Genomic DNA, 18,346 nt, shown 5'->3' with positions numbered 1-18,346 from the left:
CAGCCTTTACTGATAGATCGGGAAGCGGTCGGTCAGTGCCTTGACGCGTTCCTTGATCGCGGCTTCGACCAGCGGCGCGGTGCCGTCGGGCGATTGCGCCAGCGCATTGAGCACTTCCGCGATCATGCCGCCGACCTGCTTGAATTCGGCAACGCCGAAGCCGCGCGTGGTCGCCGCCGGCGTGCCGAGACGCAGGCCTGATGTGACGAACGGCTTTTCGGGATCGAACGGAATGCCGTTCTTGTTGCAGGTGATGGCGGAGCGCACCAGCGCCTTCTCCGACACGTTGCCCTTCAACCCCTTGGGCCGAAGATCGACCAGCATCAGATGGTTGTCGGTGCCGCCGGAGACGATGTCGAGGCCGTGGCGGCGCAGCGTTTCCGCCAGCGCCTTGGCGTTTTCGACGACGTTCTTGGCGTAGACCTTGAAGTCCGGGCGGAGCGCCTCGGCGAAGGCCACCGCCTTGGCCGCTATGACATGCATCAGCGGACCGCCCTGCAGGCCCGGGAAGATCGCCGAATTCAGTTTCTTGGCGAGCGCCTCGTCGTTGCACAGGATCAGGCCCCCGCGCGGGCCGCGCAGCGACTTGTGCGTGGTGGTGGTGGTGACGTGCGCATGCGGCACCGGCGAGGCATGGACGCCGCCCGCGACGAGACCGGCGAAATGCGCCATGTCGACCAGCAGATGGGCGCCGACACTGTCGGCGATCTCGCGGAAGCGCTTGAAGTCCCAGGAACGCGAATAGGCCGATCCGCCGGCGATGATCAGCTTCGGCTTCACCTGCTCGGCCTGCTTTGCCACCTCGTCCATGTCGATGATCTGGTCCTCGCGCCGCACGGTGTAGTGCGCGGCCTTGAACCACTTGCCGGACATGTTGACGGGTGAGCCATGGGTGAGATGGCCGCCGGCGGCGAGGTCGAGGCCCATGAAGGTGTCGCCGGGCTGCAGCAGCGCCAGAAATGCCGCCTGATTCATCTGGCTGCCGGAGTTCGGCTGCACATTGGCAAACTGCGCGCCGAACAGCTTTTTCGCGCGCTCGATCGCCAGCGTCTCGGCGACGTCGACCCATTCGCAGCCGCCATAGTAACGCGCGCCCGGATAACCCTCGGCGTATTTGTTGGTCATGACCGAACCCTGCGCTTCCAGCACGGCCCGGCTGACGATGTTTTCCGAGGCAATCAGCTCGATCTCATGCCGCTGGCGGCCGAGTTCGCCCTTGATCGCGGCGGCGATTTCCGGGTCGGCCTCGGCGAGCGTGGCCGTGAAGAACGAGTCGGGCGCGGAGGCGGTCTTGGGGCTGGATGACGAGGAGGTCATTGGGCGAAATATCTCCACCGCCGCAGGCCTTTAGGGGCGAAGCGGGCGGGTTTGGTGTGGCGGTCGAAAGAAGCGCCTGCGAGATACCACATCGGCCGGAATTGGCCAAGCACTTGCGGTACAGGGCTGATATTTATGCAAGATATGGTGGGGATGATGCGGGTTCCCAGAGGTGCCACCCATTCCGCAGTCATTCCGGGATGGTCCGAAGGACCAGACCCGGAATCTCGAGATTCCGGGTTCGATGCTTCGCATCGCCCCGGAATGACTGCCGCCCCCTCACGCAAACCGGTATGGCCCGCCCTTTTCGATGCTCCGCTGGAACCCCGGGCGGGCATGCATGCGCTCCAGCCAGGCCGCCAGGTTCGGATACGGAGCCAGCTTCCCGAACACTTTTGCCATCTCGCCGACAAAGCTCATCTGGATATCGGCGCCGGTCAACGACGGGCCCACGAAGAAGTCCCGCCCCTTCAGCGCGGCGTCGACATAGCCGAGATGGTTGGCGAGCTCGCTGTCGATGCGGGGATGCAGCGGCGCGCCCGCCTCCTTCAGCCGGGACACGTAGAGGTTGAGCATCAGCGGCAGCATCGCCGAGCCCTCCGAACAATGTAGCCACTCGTTATAGGCCTCGTAATCCGCGCTTCCCGGCGCCGGCATCATCGCGCCCTTACCGTACCGACGGATGATGTAGTCGACGATGGCGGCGGATTCCGCGATCGTCGTGTCGCCGTCGGTGATAACGGGTGACTTGCCGAGCGGATGAACCTCTTTCAACTCCGGCGGCGCCAGCCGCGTCTCGGCGTTGCGCTGATAGCGCTTCATCTCATAGGGCGTGCCGAGCTCCTCCAGCAGCCATAAAATCCGTTGCGAACGGGAGTCGTTGAGATGATGCAGCGTGAGCATGGGGCTTCCTCTGGTTTCCGCTTGATGGGTTCGATTTGCTTGAGGGTGTCATTGCGAGCGAAGCGAAGCAATCCACCTCATCTCGTCATTCCCCGGCGAGCAATTGCGCACCTGAAGATGCGTCTCTTGGCGCAGGGCGCGTCGTTTCCGTCGCTCCATTCGAGCGCACGACCGCCGTCTCGCCTACGCCAGTGTCGGCATCCGCATTCACGAGTTCCGCGGACGCGACTTCGTCGGCCGCAGCGGCACTTCCAACTTCCTCGGCCGGTGACACGGCCTCGCCCTCGCCCATGTTCCCGGTGACGTTTCAACGCGGACATTGGAACGCCACGCCTGTCGGGAACGTTTAGATCGGTTTCGGCATACTCACCTGGAATGCGCTGGTGCCCGAAGAAAACAGGTCCTTCCTCCACGATCAAACCGTGAGATTGCTTTGGAGAACGTCATGCAGCGACAATCAACGGCCCCGGGAGAGCTCAGCCTCGATGCCGCGGGTGATTGTGCCGATGTGTCCCGCAGCCCGTTTGCCGAGAAATGCCATCTGCGCGTCAGCGGCACGGACAGCGCGTACTCCATCTTCGATTATCGTGCGCCCGCCGGCTTCGGCCCGGCACGCCACACGCATCGTTTTGACGACGAGATCATCCATTTGCTCGAAGGCCGGATCGTGGTCTGGACGCCAGAACGCTGCTTCACCATGACCGATGGCGACATGACGCTGCTGCCAAAAAGGATGCCGCACACTTGGCGTGCTTTCGGGAATGAAGGCGTTCATTTCACCGTGACCGTCGTTCCGGGTGGCTTCGAACGGTTCTTCTCCTTGACCGAGCAACGCGGGGTCACCACCACTGATCACGACGGCCTCGGCGCAGCCGCCCGAGAGGCGGGCGTAGACCCGATAGGACCACCGCTTTCGGATGACGAAGTGGCTCAGATCGTCGCCGGAAAAACCAGGCTCGATGGCGATGATGCCTCGATCGGGCCATAGCGCGGGCGCCGGGCTACTCAGATCAATGCCAGCCCCAGAGCGCTCGTGAACTGCACTCCAGAAACTGGACGTTTGCTGACGGCTCTGGCGCCTTTCTCAGGCATGCTTGAGACCTCGGAGATAGGCGCAAAACATATCGGCCATGGCGTCGCCATAGGCTTCGATCTCTGCGGCGGTCCGAGGGCTTTCCGAAAAATGCTTCCCGACCGCGCTGAGCGTCGTTGTGATCAGGTCCCCGGCCAATGCACGCGTTTCTTCTGAACCCCTGGGCAGCGCCTCCTGCATGAAGGCCTGGACAATGCGGTCTCCCGAGGCTCTCGCCTCGTGCGCTTCGGGCGCGTCGCGATAAAGAGGGGCGGCATCATTGAGCGCGACGCGTATGGCGGCTTCCTCACATTCCGAGCGGATGAAGGCGTGAACCAGCATGCGCAGCCGTTCGAGAGGCGATCTCCGGACATCCTCGAGGATGCCGCGCAGCAATTCAGTCGTCTGCCGCCATTCGTCGCTCTGAAGCCGAAACAGGATCGCCGCCTTGTTTGGAAAATACTGATACAGCGACCCGACACTGACCCCGGCCTTCTCGGCCACCCGCGCCGTGGTGAAACGCTGCGCGCCTTCTTTCGCCAAAACCTGAACAGCAGCGTCCAAAATCGCGGCGACAAGCCCGGTAGCTCGGGCCTGCTTGGGCTGTTTTCGTGAGGAAATCTGGGCTCTTGGACGATCGGCCATGGGCGGTGCGGGCAATGCGAATAGGAAACCTGACGAATTAGTCGTATTTCTGGCTCAGCGCAAGGACGCGCCCATATCTGACAGGAGACCTGAATGACCACCTTGACCACCACCCCGCTTGCGCCCCTGCTGGATCGCTTGTTCGAACAGGCTGCTGCGACATCGCCATTGGCGGTCCCCGCCATGGCCGAACTCTCCAGCGAGCAGCATGCGCGCCTGATGCGGAGCAAGACCGATTACCTCGATTTCTACGGGAGCCTGAAGGATATGCCGCTCGCCGTCTCGCGCGAGACCGGCGTGCTGCTCTACATGCTGGCGCGGAGCTCCCGCGCACGCACGATCGTCGAGTTCGGGACCTCGTTCGGCATCTCGACTTTGCATCTCGCCGCAGCCTTGCGGGACAATGGCGGCGGCCGTCTGATCACCAGCGAGTTCGAGCCGTCCAAGGTGGCGCGAGCGCGGGACAATCTCACCGCCGGCGGTCTCATCGATCTGGTGGAAATCCGCGAGGGAGACGCCCTTGAGACGCTGAGCATCGATCTCCCCGAGACGATCGACCTGCTCCTCCTTGATGGCGCCAAGGCGCTATATCCCGAAGTCCTGAGCCTGGTGGAAGACCACCTCAGGCCGGGCGCGCTCATCGTCGCCGACAACGCCGATTACAGTCCCGAATACCTGGCGCATGTGCGCTCGCCCGCAAAGGGCTACATGTCCATACCGTCTGCCGAAGACGTCGAGCTTTCGATGCGGATCGGCTGAAGCCTACTCCGTTCAACTCAGCGCGCGCTCGGCCTCCCCTTGCATGCCGCCTACCCGTGTGTTAGATACTGAACCACATGGTTCAGTATACAGCAACCCGCCTCGATGCCTCGTTCGCCGCGCTCTCGGACGCCACCCGACGCGGCGTTCTGGAGCAGCTCGGACGTGCAGACGCCTCGATCACGGACCTTGCCGAGAGGTTCGACATGACCCTCACGGGCATGAAGAAGCACGTCGGCGTCCTGGAGCAGGCCGGGCTCGTCACCACGGAGAAGGTCGGGCGCGTGCGGACCTGCAAGCTCGGCCCGCGCCGACTGGCGGAAGAGACGGCATGGATCGAGAAGTACCGCCAGCTCTGGGCCTCGCGCTTCGACGAGCTGGACAAGGTCATCGAAGAACAGAAACAGAAGGAAAAGGTCGATGGACGCAAGAAGAGAGAGTGAACCCGCCCCCATGAAGAACCGCACGACAACGGAACGGAAGTCCGACCGCGAGCTGGTCGTCACGCGTACCTTCAACGCTCCGGCGCGCATCGTGTTCGAGGCGTGGACCAAGCCCGAGCTGTTCAAGCGATGGTGGGTGCCGAAGTCGATGGGCATGTCCCTGCTCACCTGCGAGATGGATGTTCGTGTCGGGGGCAAGTACCGCCTCGTGTTCGGCGTCGGTGGCTCGAAGGTGATGGAGGTCTTCGGCAAGTACATCGAAGTGACCCCCCACTCGCGCCTCGTCTGGACCAATGAGGAGGGTGATGAGGGGGGAGCCATCACCACGCTGACGTTCGAGGAAAAGGGCGGCCAGACCTTGCTGGTCAAGCACGACCTCTATCCCTCGAAGGAAGCTCTCGACGGTGAACTCGCTTCCGGGGCGGCGGATGGGCTGCCCGAGCAGCTCGAGCAACTGGACGAGCTTCTCGTCACCCTGGGCGGGAGCGCGGTGCGGTCATGAAGTCGATCTCGCGGCCGGCCGCCCGGCTCTTCCCCCGTCGATTCAAGTCGAGCTACCCGAAGTGAAATTGATAAAAATCGCGCGGAGGCCCACGACTATTCGTAAGTCCGGCCGTCGCCCATCACGCCCACCGTCTTCACGGGCAGCAGCACGGCGAAGGCATGCCAGCTATGGATGATCTACTTTTCAAAGAGCATGAAGATGTAGGCCTGCATTCTCGCGGCGCGTTGCGTCCGAGGTTTGCCTGAAAACTTCCGGCCCTCGTTGTCAGAGGGCGCAGGGAAGACCGGGTGCTTGCTGCACCCGCGGTCTCGCGTGCGATTTGCGCAAACAAAACTGCACACGAGCATACAGGGCAGCGGGAGCATTCCGGCCTTCCCTGCGCAATGGCTTTACGGCTTACTTCGTGCTCTTCCCGGAGAACGGCTCTGTTGCCTCCGTCGCCAGCGAGATACTTCCCGCCAACTTAACGCCAGCACCGCGGCGCCCGAACCACACGACTTCGCCGTACGCGTCCGGCGCGTACGTCTAGCGCGCCATCAGCGTCCATCGCATCTCACCGCGCGTTCGTGACGATGGCCAACGCCCCTCATCTGCCGTGAGACGGGCGGAGTTATGGAGCTGATTTGGGTGAGAACGAAAGCGGAATATTTTTGATTCTCGAGCTTGACACGATTTCGGAAAATCAGAAGTGATTTGCCCCGGCGTGCCAGCTTGTCGCAACGTCCTCCAGGATCTCTGCTGTTACATGCCTGCCTGAATCAGGAAATTAACTGATGACTTTTCGCCCATCGCGTGATCGCATCTCGGGATGTAGGGGCGGGTCCAAAAAAGTGCTCTTGTTTCGAGATATTCGAAACATAGACGCCCTTCTTGAAGAACAAGAACATCTGCATAATGTCATACCCGAGCTCGGAAAACAGCCTTATCGGGCGCGCCAGCAAGCGGAAAACGAACCACGGCACAACCCGGACCTTAAGAGGTCTCTTCATGATTTCGGAGATGATGTCGGCGAGCTCTTGCTGGCTCTTGGGGCCATCGCGCCAGCCGACATCGATTGTTTGGTTGTTGATTTCATTGCCGGGATAGGTCGCGGCTTTGGCAAGATATGAGGCAAGATCATCGGTCAGCACATGAGACCACTTCGTGGTTTTGTCGCCGACCGCCAGGAACCGGCCAGCTTTCACACCCTTCGCGATATAGTCCGAACTCTGATCGAGAAATGAGGGCGCGCGGACAAACACATATGACACACCCGAGGCCGTAATCAGATCCTCGGCCACTTTCTTGGCGTGGAAATGTGGAACTGCTGACGCAGCCTCGCAGCTAACGATGCTGAGAAAAACAAATCGGCCAACGCCGGCTCTTGCTGCGGCCTCTACAAGGTTCTTGTTGCCCTGAAAATCCGTGTCGATGCTTCCCTTCATGTAACCGTTTGCCGAGCTGACAACGACATCCACGCCCTGCAATGCACGATCCAATGACGCTGGATCCATCATATCACCGCGCACCCATTCCACGTCGGCGCCCTCGGCTGAGGGCACCCCCTTTCGCGACATCGCAACGACGGAGACCCTCGAATCGAGCGCCAAGTTGCGGAGAATCTTGGCTCCCAAGAATCCTGTGGCTCCAACGAGCAGGACCTTTTTCTTTGCCGTCGCGTTTGAACTTGCGGTCTCGACAAGTGCCCTCTCATCCGAGGCCATCGAAGGGTGCGGTGACTGATTCAATCTAATCTCCCATCACGAACTGGTATCGGTCCGTAGCTCCCAGCCCTACCCTAGGCGCTCAGCGCGGGGTAATCGATGTAGCCTCGCGCGGTGCCGCCGAAGAAGGTGTTGTGGTCTGCCTCGTTCATCGCTGCATTGGCCTTCAGCCGCACGACGAAGTCCGGATTGGCCAGGACCATCTGCCCATAGGCTTCCAGATCGGCCGGCCCCGAAGCCACGTCGGCGCCGATCTGGTCGCGCGGACGACCCGGCCGGTTGAGGATCAGCGATTGGTGCCAGAGCTTGCGAATGTCGGCCAGCAATGGCTCGTTGCCCTGGTGCATGATGTGCACATAGGCGAGCCCGAGCTTGTCGAGTTTGACGACGAGATAGCGGTAGAGGTCCGGCCCTTCGGCGCCTTCGTCGATCCCCCATATCGTCGTGCCGGGGGACAGGCGGATCGCGGTGCGGTCCGCGCCGATCTCCTCCGCGATCGCGGTGGTGACCTCGATGGCGAAGCGGGCGCGGTTCTCGATGGAGCCGCCATATTCGTCCGCGCGCGCGTTGGCGCTCGGCGCGAAGAACTGCTGGACGAGGTAGGCGTTCGCGCCGTGAATCTCGACGCCGTCGGCGCCGGCCTCGATCGCTGAGCGGGCCGCGTGGCGGAAATCGGCGACGGTCTGGCGCACTTCTTCGGTCGTCAGCGCGCGCGGCGTGGGAATGTCCTGCATCCCCGTCGCCGTGAACATGCCTGTCCCCGGCGCGATCGCGGACGGTGCGACGCCCTGGCGATGATGCGGCGTGTTGTCGGGATGCGACATACGTCCGGCGTGCATGAGCTGGATGAAAATGTGACCGCCCCCGTCGTGCACGGCGGAGGTGATCTTCCGCCAGCCGGCGACATGTGCGGGAGTGTAGATGCCCGGGGTGGTGAGATAGCCCTGCCCGTCATCCGAGGGCTGGGTGCCTTCGGTGACGATCAGGCCGACACCCGCACGCTGGGCATAATATTCGTCCGCCAGCTCTCCCGGCGTACCATCGAAGGCGGCGCGGCTGCGGGTCATCGGCGCCATGACAAGTCGGTTGGGAAGCATGTAGCGGCCAATGCGGACCGGGGTGAACAGTGGATTCATTTGGGTTCTCCATTCGTTGGAGCCCTTGTCCACTATTCCGATCTCGGGATAAATCCGGCAGAATTGGAATCAGAATTCCATCTGTGGAGCAATCATGAGTCATTTGAACGACATGGCACTGTTCGTGGAGGTGGCCAGAGCCAGGAGCTTTCGGAAGGCCGCGGAGGCTCTCGGCATGCCAAACTCCACTCTGTCGCGACGTATCAGCGAGCTGGAGAAGGCGATCGGCCTGAGGCTCCTGCACCGCACGACGCGCAAGATCGAACTCACCGAGGCCGGTCAGCTCTATTATGAGCGAAGCAAGCGAATCGTCGACGAGGCACGGCTGGCGCACGAGCAGCTCGGCGCGATGGTTGAGCAGCCGAGCGGTGTCCTGCGGGTTTCGCTCCCGGTCGACTTCGCCACGCTTTACCTCTCGCCGATCATCGCCGACTTCGCGCGGCACTATCCCGGCATCACATTCGAATTCGATCTGACTCCACGCCGCGTCGATCTGGTGGCCGAGCCGTTCGATGTGGCGATCCGCATAGGCAAGCTGGAAGATTCCAATCTGATCGTTCGCCTGATCGGGCGGCATTCGCGCCACCTCTATGCATCTCCTGGCTATATCGAAGCGTCAGGCGAGCCCGCGACACCGGCGGACCTCGCGGAGCATGAATGCGTCTGTATGTCGAAGGTCGCGACCTGGACTCTGCACCAGGGGATGAACAAGGTCGATGTCAGCGTTGGCGGCCGCTTCACGCTCAACAGTGTGGGGATGACCCGCGCCCTGGCGGTCAACCACCAGGGCATCGCCCTGCTTGCCGAGAAGATCGTCGCCGAAGACTTGGCCTCTGGCCGGCTCCGACGCATCCTGCCCGAATGGCAGGGATCGTCGGTCAGCATTCACGCCGTCACCGAAACTCGCCTTATTCCAGCCAAGACCCAGCGCTTCATCGAATTCCTGTCCTCCAGGCTGATGGAAGCTTGAACATGCTGGCGCTACGCATGGAGGCGCGCGGGAACCGAGATTGTCTTGTCGCTGACGATGGAGCGCCAAGTCTCGTCGCCCTGCTCCGCGGCAGCCAGCCGGGCGCTGATTGCGAGACGCTCCCCTGATGGCTTCGATCTCCGGTGCTTCCTTGACCGTCAGCATCATTAGATAGACATTCAAAAATATGTATATCCTGATGGAACGGAGGAACTGGCAATGCAGGTCGCAAAATGGGGGAACAGCCTTGCGGTTCGGCTTCCCGCCATCGTGGTCGAGGCGCTCGGCCTCAAGGAGGGCGACGAGATCGAAATCCACGTCGCTGACGCGCGACAGTTTGCCGTCGCACGCAAGCCCGGCCGCGACGAGCTATTGAAACGCCTTCGCGCATTTCGCGGCCGTCTCCCTGCCGATTTCAGATTCGACAGCGACGAGGCGAATGTCCGTTAGTTTTTTCGATACCAACATCCTCGTCTACCTCGCATCCGGCGATGCCCGCGAAGGCCGATCGGGCGGAGGCGGCCATCGCCGGCGGCGGTTCAATCAGCGTGCAAGTTCTGAACGAACGTGCCAACGTCGCGCGCCGGAAAATGCAGATGTCCTGGGACGAGACGCATGCATTCCTCAACACGTTGCGCGGCCTGCTGACAGTTCATCCCCTCACCGTCGAGACCCACGAAACGGGACTTCGACTGGCGGAGCGATACGGCCTTTCAATCTATGACGCGATGATTGCCGCCTCGGCACTTGGCGCCGGTTGCGACACGCTCTGGTCGGAGGATATGCAGCACAACATGAAGCTCGACGAGGGTTTACGCATCGCTTGCGCGCGAAAGCAAATCAGCTCGCACGACGCTGCGGATTTGCAGCCCGCATGATACCGCCGGAATAGTGGCCCCAGGTATCGCTGCGTTCACCCGGGCGGACGCTCCAGTCGAAGCCAGACTCTTTTAAGCTCACATGAAAAAGCAGAAGGAATGAAAGAGATCAGGCCTTCGAAAAAGATCAGGCCTTGCCGCCCTATGCCGCCGGGATCGGTGCCGCTGATCGCGATCAGCTTGTAGATGTCGGCGTTCGCGCCCGGCGCGAACCGCAGCGGGCCGAGCGATCCAAGGGCTGCGCCCGGACACGCCCTTCACCTCGCTGATGATGCGCGTGGCAGTCTTCCCTAAGAATTTCATTTCGAACTGGCAGAAGTCCGCGGTCATGCCGTCGATGGAGGTCACGGCGCGTAGGGCGCGACGAAATCGCACGTGCGGCCGTCGCCCTTCACTGGCGGTAATTTTACCAAGGATATCAACTCAAGAGGCCGCCGCTGCCGGGTGCCGAGGCGTCGCGATAGCAGACGCGAATACAGCGGTCGCCCGACTTTTGCGGAACCGACACGAAGGACGTGCGGTGGGGGGTTGGAAAAACCTCGACCATCCTGATGAGCCGAAGTCGATCAAGTTGTTGGACCGTCGTTGGCGCCCCGATTGATGCAGCCGACTGCGCAAGGCAATCGCGAAAGACAACGTCCGTGTAGCTCGGCAAAGGGTACAGACGATGATCGCCGATAACGGTCGGCCGCTCCACAATCCACTCGGCTGTCGAGCCAAGCGGCAGAATTGGGCCGGGCGCGACGACTAGAAAAGTAGTGAATAGGCCCGTCGTCTGGTTCTTGATGAAGAACTGCACCTCATCGGCAGAGCGCAACGTCAATCCAGCAATGATCTCGTCGTTTACGGAAACGCTGAAGTTCGGGATCGGTACGGGCGGATTGTTTCGATTATCCGGCGGATAGTTCGCGTCCAATGACCACCATTGCCACCAAGCATATGTCTTTTTCTTTTTGACGCCGTCGACAATTTGTAAGCACTGGCTGGTGCCAATCTGTGGCATCGACGACATCGGATAGCGTCGGCGACCATCGATGCCGATCCACACCGACGATTGAAATTCGTCGCCCTGCGCTACGCCATGTGGCAGAACGGGCGGCAGCGATAGGTCCGGCACCTGCCACGCTCCGCTGACGTATACTAATTTATCCGAGCGCTCCGGAGTGAGATAGCCGCCGGACCAATTCCGGCTGCTCTGGAATCGACGAAAACCGGGTCTTGCGATGCGCCCGACACGATTGACCGGGATAAGAGGCGGCTGCCCGTTCTCGACCTTGGGGAACTCCGTCGCAACAACGTGGAGCGGTTTGCCTAACAGTCGAGTCCAGAGTCGAAAAAGATCGGGCTCGTTGTCTTCATTGGGGCGAGGTGGCAGGCCATATCGCTCAAGCTGCGCTTCTGTCGCCAGCAGCGGATCCAACTCCTTTGGCGGCGTTGGATAGGCATGTGCGCGCTGCTCGATCTCCTTGAAAAAGTCGAGAGACAACTCAAACCGCTTCGCCATTTCGCCCATCGGCGCCGCCCTCAAGCCCACTCGGACCGAGCGGCCGTCATAGCGGCGGCAAATGCCGAGGGCTTGCCGGCGGGATGCGGCATAACACTCTCGTCCGTCAAAATCGAAAATAGACTGGAGGCCAGAATGGCACCGGCGGCGCTGTCGGATGGAAAGTGAAGACCGGCAATCTCTCGATTGCGTGCAATGCGATCGGCAAGCCTGGCTAGAACGAGGCTGATCCCCTGCCCCGGCGTCGCCTGCAGGATCGCGATCGCGCATTGTGCAAATAGGTGTGCCTGCGTGGAATGACCGCTGGGATAGGACGCATGGCCTGGGACCGGAATCGGGGGCAGCAGCGCCGGAACGAGCTGAGAGGGTCGCGGGCGGTCAAATTTGCTCTTGAAGTACATCACGGCCATTGTGGCGACCAGATTTGCCGCGTTCAGAACAAGGAACGTCGCGGGACGCGTGATCGGGCTGGCTCCCATCACTGCCAAGAAATAGCGCATGAATTCCCCGTCCTGTCCCAGAATCTCGCCAAGCGCGGCAGGTCGCTCGTCGAGGACCATGGTTCTCAGTGCTTCAATTTCCAAAGCGGTTGGCGGTTGCGGCGGCTCCACAGTGATGCTTGCCTGCCACCCGGTAGAGCCGAAGTCGGCCAATATGCGCCACGCTTGCGAAATTGAGGACCAGTTGTTGGCACCAAAGCGTGTGCGTTCGATCGACACGCTTGCTACGCCTGGCTCGGTCATAAACGGGAGATCGACGCGATCAGGGAAACGCACCGCATCGCTTCCGCCAAGTCCAACGTCGCCGACGTCGCCAGTATCACCCGTGTCACCGGTATCGCCAGTCATGTTGCCCTCCCCTAGCCTGAGTGAACGCAGCTTATGAATATGACCAGTAGTGATAACGTAGTGTGAAATAGCCCATATTTGTACGGATTATTCAGGCATCCCCGCAGCCAGCAGCCTGTCGACGCGTTGTTTCTTGATGTCGCCCTGCATCGGGGTGCGGGCGGCCCAAGCTGATACTCGAAAATCCGGAACGATTGCGGCGTGCCGCTTTGCGATTTCGCGGGCTTCCTCGGATCTGTTGATTGCGATCAAGCTCGAAATAAGGGTGCGAAGATTGGACGTATTTCGCGCATTGTGCATGTCGGCGCGCCGCCCCCAAGAGATGGCCTGATCGAAATTGCGATTGACGTAGTGAGCTTGCGCCAAAATATGCTCGGCAAAAAAGACATGCCTATCGAACGGCGACAGGCGCACGCCAGTTTCAGCGCAGCGCACGGCATTTGGACCGTCGCCGATAAAGCACAGAGTTGCACTCTTGAGTATCCAGGCAATTGCCGAGTTCGGACATACCGCAATTGCGCTATCGAAAATGCTGACCGACTGCTCAAAATCCTTCGTCAAGTGAGATTGCGCGTGGCCAAAGATTGCCAAGGCCATTGCGTCGTGGCTGTCATTGGCGATAGCCGCACGTGCCAGCCGCGCTGCCGTATTGATATCGGCAGAAACATCCGGCGACCATCCTTGGCCTTGGCGAAACATGTGCCAATAGGCGGCATAGGAGAACGCCGGCGCATAGCCGGGATCTAGTGCGATCGCGCGCTGAAGCAATCCCCTGGCGCGCGAAAAGGTCGCATAATCGAGTTCGTAAAGCGGCTCCATCGCTTGCAGGACGAGATCGTAGGCCGTCATGTTCTGGGGATGCTTGCGCAGCGATTTCTTCAATTCGCGATCGCGCACGTTGGGCGCAATCGTCTTGACGACCTCCCGGGCGATGCGGTCCTGGACGTGGAATAGATCATCGAGATCGCCTTCGTGCTGATCGGCGCGAATGACTTCGCCCGTGCTCGCATCGCCAAGTTCGGTGCCAATTCTCAGACGCTGTCCCGACCGCAGCACGCTGCCAGAGAGCACATAGCGAACCCCAAGATCCATGCCGATAGCTCGCAAATCGATTGCTTCACTGAAACCAGCCGTGGAGCCGCGCGATATAACGAAAAGTTCCTTCAGGGATCCCAAAGCATAGATAATGTGATCGACCATTCCGTGTGCAAAGTACGTTTCATTTGGGCCCGAGAGATTGCGAAATGGAAGTACTGCGATCGACGCACGTCCTTCGTAGCCCCCGGTCATCTCGCCGAACGAAGTCGTCCCCGCTCCAGGAAGTCTAAGACTGATCACCTGAACCGGATGCGAGAGGTTGCGCAAATGCAATAACCCGAGGTCGACGGCATCCAAATCGAGCATTCCGCCAACCGCATCGCGGAACGCTCCCGAAACGACGATCCCCCCTGGCTCCGCGTAGCTTTGAAGGCGAGCGGCAATGTTAACGCCATCGCCATAGATGTCGTGATCCTCGACAATGACGTCAGCGATATTCAAGCCCATGCGAAAAGCGATGCGGCGGTCCGGTGACTGATCTGCCTCCCGCTTCGTCACCTCGTTTTGCATCATGATCGCCGCTTCCAAGGCGTCCCGGGCGCTTTCGAACATTGCAAGGAAGCCGTCACCGGTGTTCTTGACAATTCTCCCGCGCCGCTCCTCGACTATGGGATGCAAAATCGAAAACCTGAAATTCATGAGCCGACCATGGGTGCCGCGCTCATCCAGTTCCATCAGCCGCGTATAACCGACGACGTCTACCATCAGCACTGATAGAAGCCGATGTTGTAAGGCAGGAGCGTTGCCCGGATCTGCCATCATTTCGTGGGACACCAAGGTTGACGGCCATGGAACTCCGGTAGGTTACCCGGATGGTTCCAGCCGTCAATTCCGCAGCGCTGCCATTTATGAGTGCAGCCGCGATGGGCAATGTCGATAAATTGCAGCCGATCCGGGCGGAGGGTGTTAGCCGTCGTCTATGCTAGTGGGAGATCACGGTTTTCCCGCCTCAGCCTCCGGCGCGAAGGGAAATTTGCCCCCTCACTCCCACTCAATCGTCCCCGGCGGCTTGCTCGTCACGTCATACACCACCCTATTCACACCCTTCACCTCGTTGATGATCCGCGTCGCGGTCTGGCCGAGGAAGCTCATGTCGAAGGGATAGAAGTCCGCGGTCATGCCGTCGGTCGACGTCACCGCGCGCAGGCCGACGACGTATTCGTAGGTGCGGCCATCGCCCATGACGCCGACGGTTTTCACCGGCAGCAGCACGGCGAAGGCTTGCCAGATGGTGTCGTAGAGGCCGGCTTTGCGGATCTGGTCGATATAGACGGCGTCGGCCTGGCGCAGGATGTCGAGCTTCTGTTTCGTGATGTCGCCGGGGCAGCGGATGGCGAGGCCGGGGCCCGGGAACGGGTGACGGCCGACGAAGATTTCGGGCAGGCCGAGTTCGCGGCCCAACACGCGGACTTCGTCCTTGAACAGCTCGCGCAAGGGCTCGACCAGCTTCATGTTCATGCGCTCGGGGAGACCGCCGACATTGTGGTGCGACTTGATCGTCACCGAGGGGCCGCCGGTGAAGGAGACGCTCTCGATCACATCAGGATAGAGCGTGCCTTGCGCCAGGAAATCCGCGCCGCCGAGCTTCTTGGCCTCCGCATCGAACACGTCGATGAACAGGCGGCCGATGGTCTTGCGCTTCGCTTCGGGATCGCTGACGCCGGCGAGTTCGCCGAGGAATTGTTTCGACGCATCAACGTGCACCAGCGGAATGTTGTAGTGATGCCGGAACAGGTCGACGACGGTTTTGGCTTCATCGAGCCGCAGCATGCCGTGATCGACGAACACGCAGGTGAGCTGGTCGCCGATTGCTTCATGGATCAAGACCGCGGCGACGGCGGAATCGACGCCGCCGGAAAGGCCGCAGATCACCCTGCCCTTGCCGACCTGGGCGCGGATTTTTTCGATCGCCTCTTCACGAAACGCGCGCATGGTCCAGTCGCCGGTGAAACCTGCGACCTTGCGGACGAAATTGCGGAGCAGCTTGGCGCCGTCGGGCGTGTGCACCACTTCGGGGTGGAACATCAGGCCGTAATATTTGCGCTTCTCGTCCTGGATCACGGCGAACGGCGCGTTGGCGGAGACGCCGGCCACCGTGAAGCCCGGCGGCATCCTGGTGATGCGGTCGCCATGGCTCATCCACACCGGATGCATCTCGCCCATCGACCAGGTGTCGTCGAACAATCTGCTCGCCGTCTTCACCTCGACATCGGCACGGCCGAATTCGCGGTGGTGGCCGCCCTCGACCTCGCCGCCGAGCTGGGCGGCCATGGTCATCTGGCCGTAGCAGATGCCGAGCACGGGAACGCCGGAATCGAAGATCAGTTGCGGGGCGCGCGGCGAGCCTTTTTCGTGCACTGACTCAGGGCCGCCGGAGAGGATCACCGCCTTGGGCTTCATCTCCTTGAAGGCGGCTTCGGCCTTCTGGAACGGCACGATCTCGGAATAGACGCCCTCCTCGCGTACCCGGCGCGCGATCAGTTGCGTCACCTGACTGCCGAAGTCGACAATCAGAATCTTGTCATGCGCCGAGGCCACCGAGGGCGCCGACGACTCGCGGGCTTTTTGTGCTGCTGTCATGGCAAGCAGATACGCGACGGGGGGCGGCCTCGCAACCGCGAGAAACGGCTGGCCCACATTCTTCTTGGGGCATGGACAAATCCATATATGACAGTATTATTGACCTAGTTTGCTCAAGCGGTTCGCTATGTGAGCCCGGGACAGCGTCGTCGCGTTCTACCAGAACGAGCGCGGCGCGTAGATCTGCGAATATCTGCGGCTCGATGCTGGGGAAAAATCAGGCAGGGTTCGGTAAACATCTGGCGCATTAGAATTAGCTGTCATTCCGGGGCGATGCGAAGCATCGAGCCCGGAATCTCGAGATTCCCCGATGCGCAATTGCGCATCTGAGGTCTGGTGCTAACGCACCATCCCGGAATGACGAGGTGTCTCTCGCTTACCGCAGGATCATCCTACATGAAAATCCCCGCCCTGCCCTTCACCGTCACCGACTGGAGCGGCGTCGCCGCGACGACGCATCCCGGCGTCACCGGCGAAGCGCTGTGGCGCACGCTCAATATCGGCGATCTGCGCCTGCGGATGGTCGAGTACTCGCCCGGCTATTTCGCCGATCACTGGTGCGACCGCGGCCATGTGCTCTACGTGCTGGAAGGCGAACTCGACACCGAATTGCGCGACGGGCGGACGTTCAAGCTCAAGCCGGGCATGAGCTACCAGGTCTCGGATTTCGGCGACGCCGCGCACCGCTCGTCGACGAAGACCGGCGCGAAGCTTTTTATCGTCGACTGAGCGCCGCGTCAGCGGCCGGTTCGCCCAGAACCTCCTGCCCGGCACCTCCCGTAGAAGTTGCCTTCGCCGATACGCTCGGCTACTCTCTACCCATAATTGCAGTAGTCATTTCAGCACCTGGGGGGAGCGCCATGAAGCTTGCATCCTATAACGTGGAAAATCTTTTCATGCGGGCGCGCGCCCTCAGCGGTCCCGGATTTTCCGCCGAAGGCAGAGAAATCCTGAAGGCGCAGGCGGACATCAATGCCATTCTCGGCAAGGATAAATACACGCCAACCGACAAGAAAAGGATCGTCGAACTTCTCGATACGCTCGGGTTGAAGAAATCCGACGAGAACAAATTCGCGATCCTGCGCCAGAACCGCGGGCATCTCGTCAAGCGGCCGAGCGGCAAACCGATCGAGGTCGTGGCTGACGGCCGCGACGACTGGATCGGATGGGTCGACCTCACGCTGGAGCAGGTCAATGAAGAGGCCACCCGCAACACCGCACGGGTCATCAAGGAGATCGACGCTGACGTGCTCGGGGTCGTGGAAGCGGAGAGCCGTCCCGCGCTGGTGCGGTTCTGCAAGGACGTGATGCCCGCCGTCGACGGCGCCCCCTACGATCACATCATGCTGATCGACGGCAATGACGATCGGGGCATCGATGTCGGGCTCATGACCAAGAAGAAATTCAATATCGTTTCGATCGCCAGTCATGTCGACGACGAGGATGACGACGGTCTCATCTTCAGTCGCGATTGCGCGCAATTCGAAATCGAGACCGCGGAGGGGAATACGCTCGTAGTTCTCGCCAATCACTTCAAGAGCAAGGGTTTTGGCTCGCAGGCGTCCTCGAGTGCGAAGCGCAAGCGGCAGGCGGCGCGCGTGGCCACGATCTATCGGCAGCTCCGCCAAAACCATAAGTTCATCGCTGTGGTCGGCGACTTCAACGACACCCCGGACAGCGACCCGATTGGCCCGTTGTTCAGCCAAACGGGCCTGAAGGACATCAGCGATCTCGCAGGATTCGACGATGGCGGACGGCCCGGAACGTTCAAGAACGGCACGGCCTCAAACAAGATCGACTACATCCTGCTGTCGCCGGATTTGTTCGAGAAGGCGACGGCCGGAGGAATCTTCCGCATGGGCGTTTGGGGCGGCACCAACGGCACGCTGTTCCCGCATTTCCCTGAAATCACCAGAGAGGCCGAAGCGGCATCGGATCATGCGGCGATCTGGGCCGATCTCGATATCTAGCATCGTAGGGTCATC

19 protein-coding genes and 1 pseudogene are annotated in these 18,346 nt (G+C 61.0%); 9 read left to right on the top strand and 11 right to left on the bottom strand.

Annotation, left to right across the window (positions count from 1 at the left end; all coding sequences use genetic code 11):
- Positions 1-6 precede the first annotated feature (6 nt).
- Together glyA and V1288_RS25770 are read right to left on the bottom strand one after the other, a co-directional pair.
- Entirely contained in the window at positions 7-1,317 is a 1,311-nt protein-coding gene (gene glyA, locus V1288_RS25775; RefSeq protein ID WP_334359714.1) for a serine hydroxymethyltransferase, read from the bottom strand.
- Between the two features lie 279 nt (positions 1,318-1,596).
- On the bottom strand, positions 1,597-2,220 hold the full coding sequence (locus V1288_RS25770) for a glutathione S-transferase family protein (RefSeq protein ID WP_334359713.1): 624 nt from the start codon (positions 2,218-2,220) through the stop codon (positions 1,597-1,599).
- A 445-nt stretch (positions 2,221-2,665) separates the two neighbouring features.
- On the opposite strand from V1288_RS25770, the gene V1288_RS25765 reads away from it, so the two are divergent.
- Positions 2,666-3,208, top strand: coding sequence for a cupin domain-containing protein (locus V1288_RS25765; protein ID WP_334359712.1), 543 nt, complete (start codon positions 2,666-2,668; stop codon positions 3,206-3,208).
- A 96-nt stretch (positions 3,209-3,304) separates the two neighbouring features.
- Here the strand turns inward: V1288_RS25765 and V1288_RS25760 are convergent, their stop codons facing one another.
- Positions 3,305-3,937 carry a TetR family transcriptional regulator gene (locus V1288_RS25760; protein WP_334359711.1) on the bottom strand — a complete coding sequence of 211 codons (633 nt, stop codon included), beginning with the start codon at positions 3,935-3,937 and terminating at the stop codon, positions 3,305-3,307.
- A gap of 93 nt (positions 3,938-4,030) precedes the next feature.
- Here V1288_RS25760 and V1288_RS25755 point away from each other — a divergent pair, with 93 nt between their 5' ends.
- From V1288_RS25755 to V1288_RS25745, 3 genes are all read left to right on the top strand, one after another.
- Positions 4,031-4,696, top strand: coding sequence for an O-methyltransferase (locus tag V1288_RS25755; protein WP_334359710.1), 666 nt, complete (start codon positions 4,031-4,033; stop codon positions 4,694-4,696).
- 77 nt (positions 4,697-4,773) lie between these two features.
- A complete protein-coding gene (locus tag V1288_RS25750) occupies positions 4,774-5,139 on the top strand; it encodes an ArsR/SmtB family transcription factor (RefSeq protein ID WP_334359709.1) in 366 nt (121 codons plus the stop codon).
- Positions 5,140-5,149: 10 nt separating this feature from the next.
- A complete protein-coding gene (locus tag V1288_RS25745; protein ID WP_334359708.1) occupies positions 5,150-5,641 on the top strand; it encodes an SRPBCC family protein in 492 nt (163 codons plus the stop codon).
- Positions 5,642-5,716: 75 nt separating this feature from the next.
- Here V1288_RS25745 and V1288_RS34135 read toward each other — a convergent pair.
- The 3 genes and pseudogenes from V1288_RS34135 to V1288_RS25735 all read right to left on the bottom strand — a co-directional run.
- Positions 5,717-5,808, bottom strand: a pseudogene (locus tag V1288_RS34135) (GMP synthase (glutamine-hydrolyzing)); the annotation flags it as partial.
- 594 nt (positions 5,809-6,402) lie between these two features.
- Positions 6,403-7,371 carry an SDR family oxidoreductase gene (locus tag V1288_RS25740; RefSeq protein ID WP_334359707.1) on the bottom strand — a complete coding sequence of 323 codons (969 nt, stop codon included), beginning with the start codon at positions 7,369-7,371 and terminating at the stop codon, positions 6,403-6,405.
- A gap of 50 nt (positions 7,372-7,421) precedes the next feature.
- Positions 7,422-8,483, bottom strand: a complete 1,062-nt coding sequence (locus V1288_RS25735) for an alkene reductase (RefSeq protein WP_334359706.1) — start codon at positions 8,481-8,483, stop codon at positions 7,422-7,424.
- Positions 8,484-8,577: 94 nt separating this feature from the next.
- Between V1288_RS25735 and V1288_RS25730 the strand changes: the two genes are divergently transcribed.
- From V1288_RS25730 to V1288_RS25720, 3 genes are all read left to right on the top strand, one after another.
- A complete protein-coding gene (locus tag V1288_RS25730) occupies positions 8,578-9,453 on the top strand; it encodes a LysR family transcriptional regulator (protein WP_334359705.1) in 876 nt (291 codons plus the stop codon).
- A 219-nt stretch (positions 9,454-9,672) separates the two neighbouring features.
- Entirely contained in the window at positions 9,673-9,903 is a 231-nt protein-coding gene (locus V1288_RS25725) for an AbrB/MazE/SpoVT family DNA-binding domain-containing protein (RefSeq protein WP_334359704.1), read from the top strand.
- A 41-nt stretch (positions 9,904-9,944) separates the two neighbouring features.
- Positions 9,945-10,331 carry a PIN domain-containing protein gene (locus V1288_RS25720; protein ID WP_442893985.1) on the top strand — a complete coding sequence of 129 codons (387 nt, stop codon included), beginning with the start codon at positions 9,945-9,947 and terminating at the stop codon, positions 10,329-10,331.
- 78 nt (positions 10,332-10,409) lie between these two features.
- Here V1288_RS25720 and V1288_RS25715 read toward each other — a convergent pair whose 3' ends face one another.
- The 5 genes from V1288_RS25715 to guaA form a co-directional block, all read right to left on the bottom strand.
- Positions 10,410-10,661 carry a hypothetical protein gene (locus V1288_RS25715; RefSeq protein ID WP_334361402.1) on the bottom strand — a complete coding sequence of 84 codons (252 nt, stop codon included), beginning with the start codon at positions 10,659-10,661 and terminating at the stop codon, positions 10,410-10,412.
- Positions 10,662-10,749: 88 nt separating this feature from the next.
- Complete coding sequence (locus V1288_RS25710) at positions 10,750-11,844, bottom strand: G1 family glutamic endopeptidase (protein WP_334359703.1); 1,095 nt, start codon at positions 11,842-11,844, stop codon at positions 10,750-10,752.
- 11 nt (positions 11,845-11,855) lie between these two features.
- A complete protein-coding gene (locus V1288_RS25705) occupies positions 11,856-12,683 on the bottom strand; it encodes a phosphatase PAP2 family protein (RefSeq protein WP_334359702.1) in 828 nt (275 codons plus the stop codon).
- Positions 12,684-12,770: 87 nt separating this feature from the next.
- Positions 12,771-14,543 carry an adenylate/guanylate cyclase domain-containing protein gene (locus V1288_RS25700; protein ID WP_334359701.1) on the bottom strand — a complete coding sequence of 591 codons (1,773 nt, stop codon included), beginning with the start codon at positions 14,541-14,543 and terminating at the stop codon, positions 12,771-12,773.
- 219 nt (positions 14,544-14,762) lie between these two features.
- On the bottom strand, positions 14,763-16,361 hold the full coding sequence (gene guaA, locus V1288_RS25695) for a glutamine-hydrolyzing GMP synthase (RefSeq protein ID WP_334359700.1): 1,599 nt from the start codon (positions 16,359-16,361) through the stop codon (positions 14,763-14,765).
- A 396-nt stretch (positions 16,362-16,757) separates the two neighbouring features.
- Between guaA and V1288_RS25690 the strand changes: the two genes are divergently transcribed.
- Together V1288_RS25690 and V1288_RS25685 are read left to right on the top strand one after the other, a co-directional pair.
- A complete protein-coding gene (locus V1288_RS25690) occupies positions 16,758-17,090 on the top strand; it encodes a DHCW motif cupin fold protein (protein ID WP_334359699.1) in 333 nt (110 codons plus the stop codon).
- A 131-nt stretch (positions 17,091-17,221) separates the two neighbouring features.
- Entirely contained in the window at positions 17,222-18,331 is a 1,110-nt protein-coding gene (locus V1288_RS25685; protein WP_334359698.1) for an endonuclease/exonuclease/phosphatase family protein, read from the top strand.
- Positions 18,332-18,346 lie beyond the last annotated feature (15 nt).

Source organism: Bradyrhizobium sp. AZCC 2176 (assembly GCF_036924645.1).
In the GTDB taxonomy this organism is placed as follows: Bacteria; Pseudomonadota; Alphaproteobacteria; order Rhizobiales; family Xanthobacteraceae; genus Bradyrhizobium.
The sequence above is the reverse complement of the archived record's forward strand: the minus strand, read 5'-3'. Positions and strand labels throughout refer to the sequence as shown.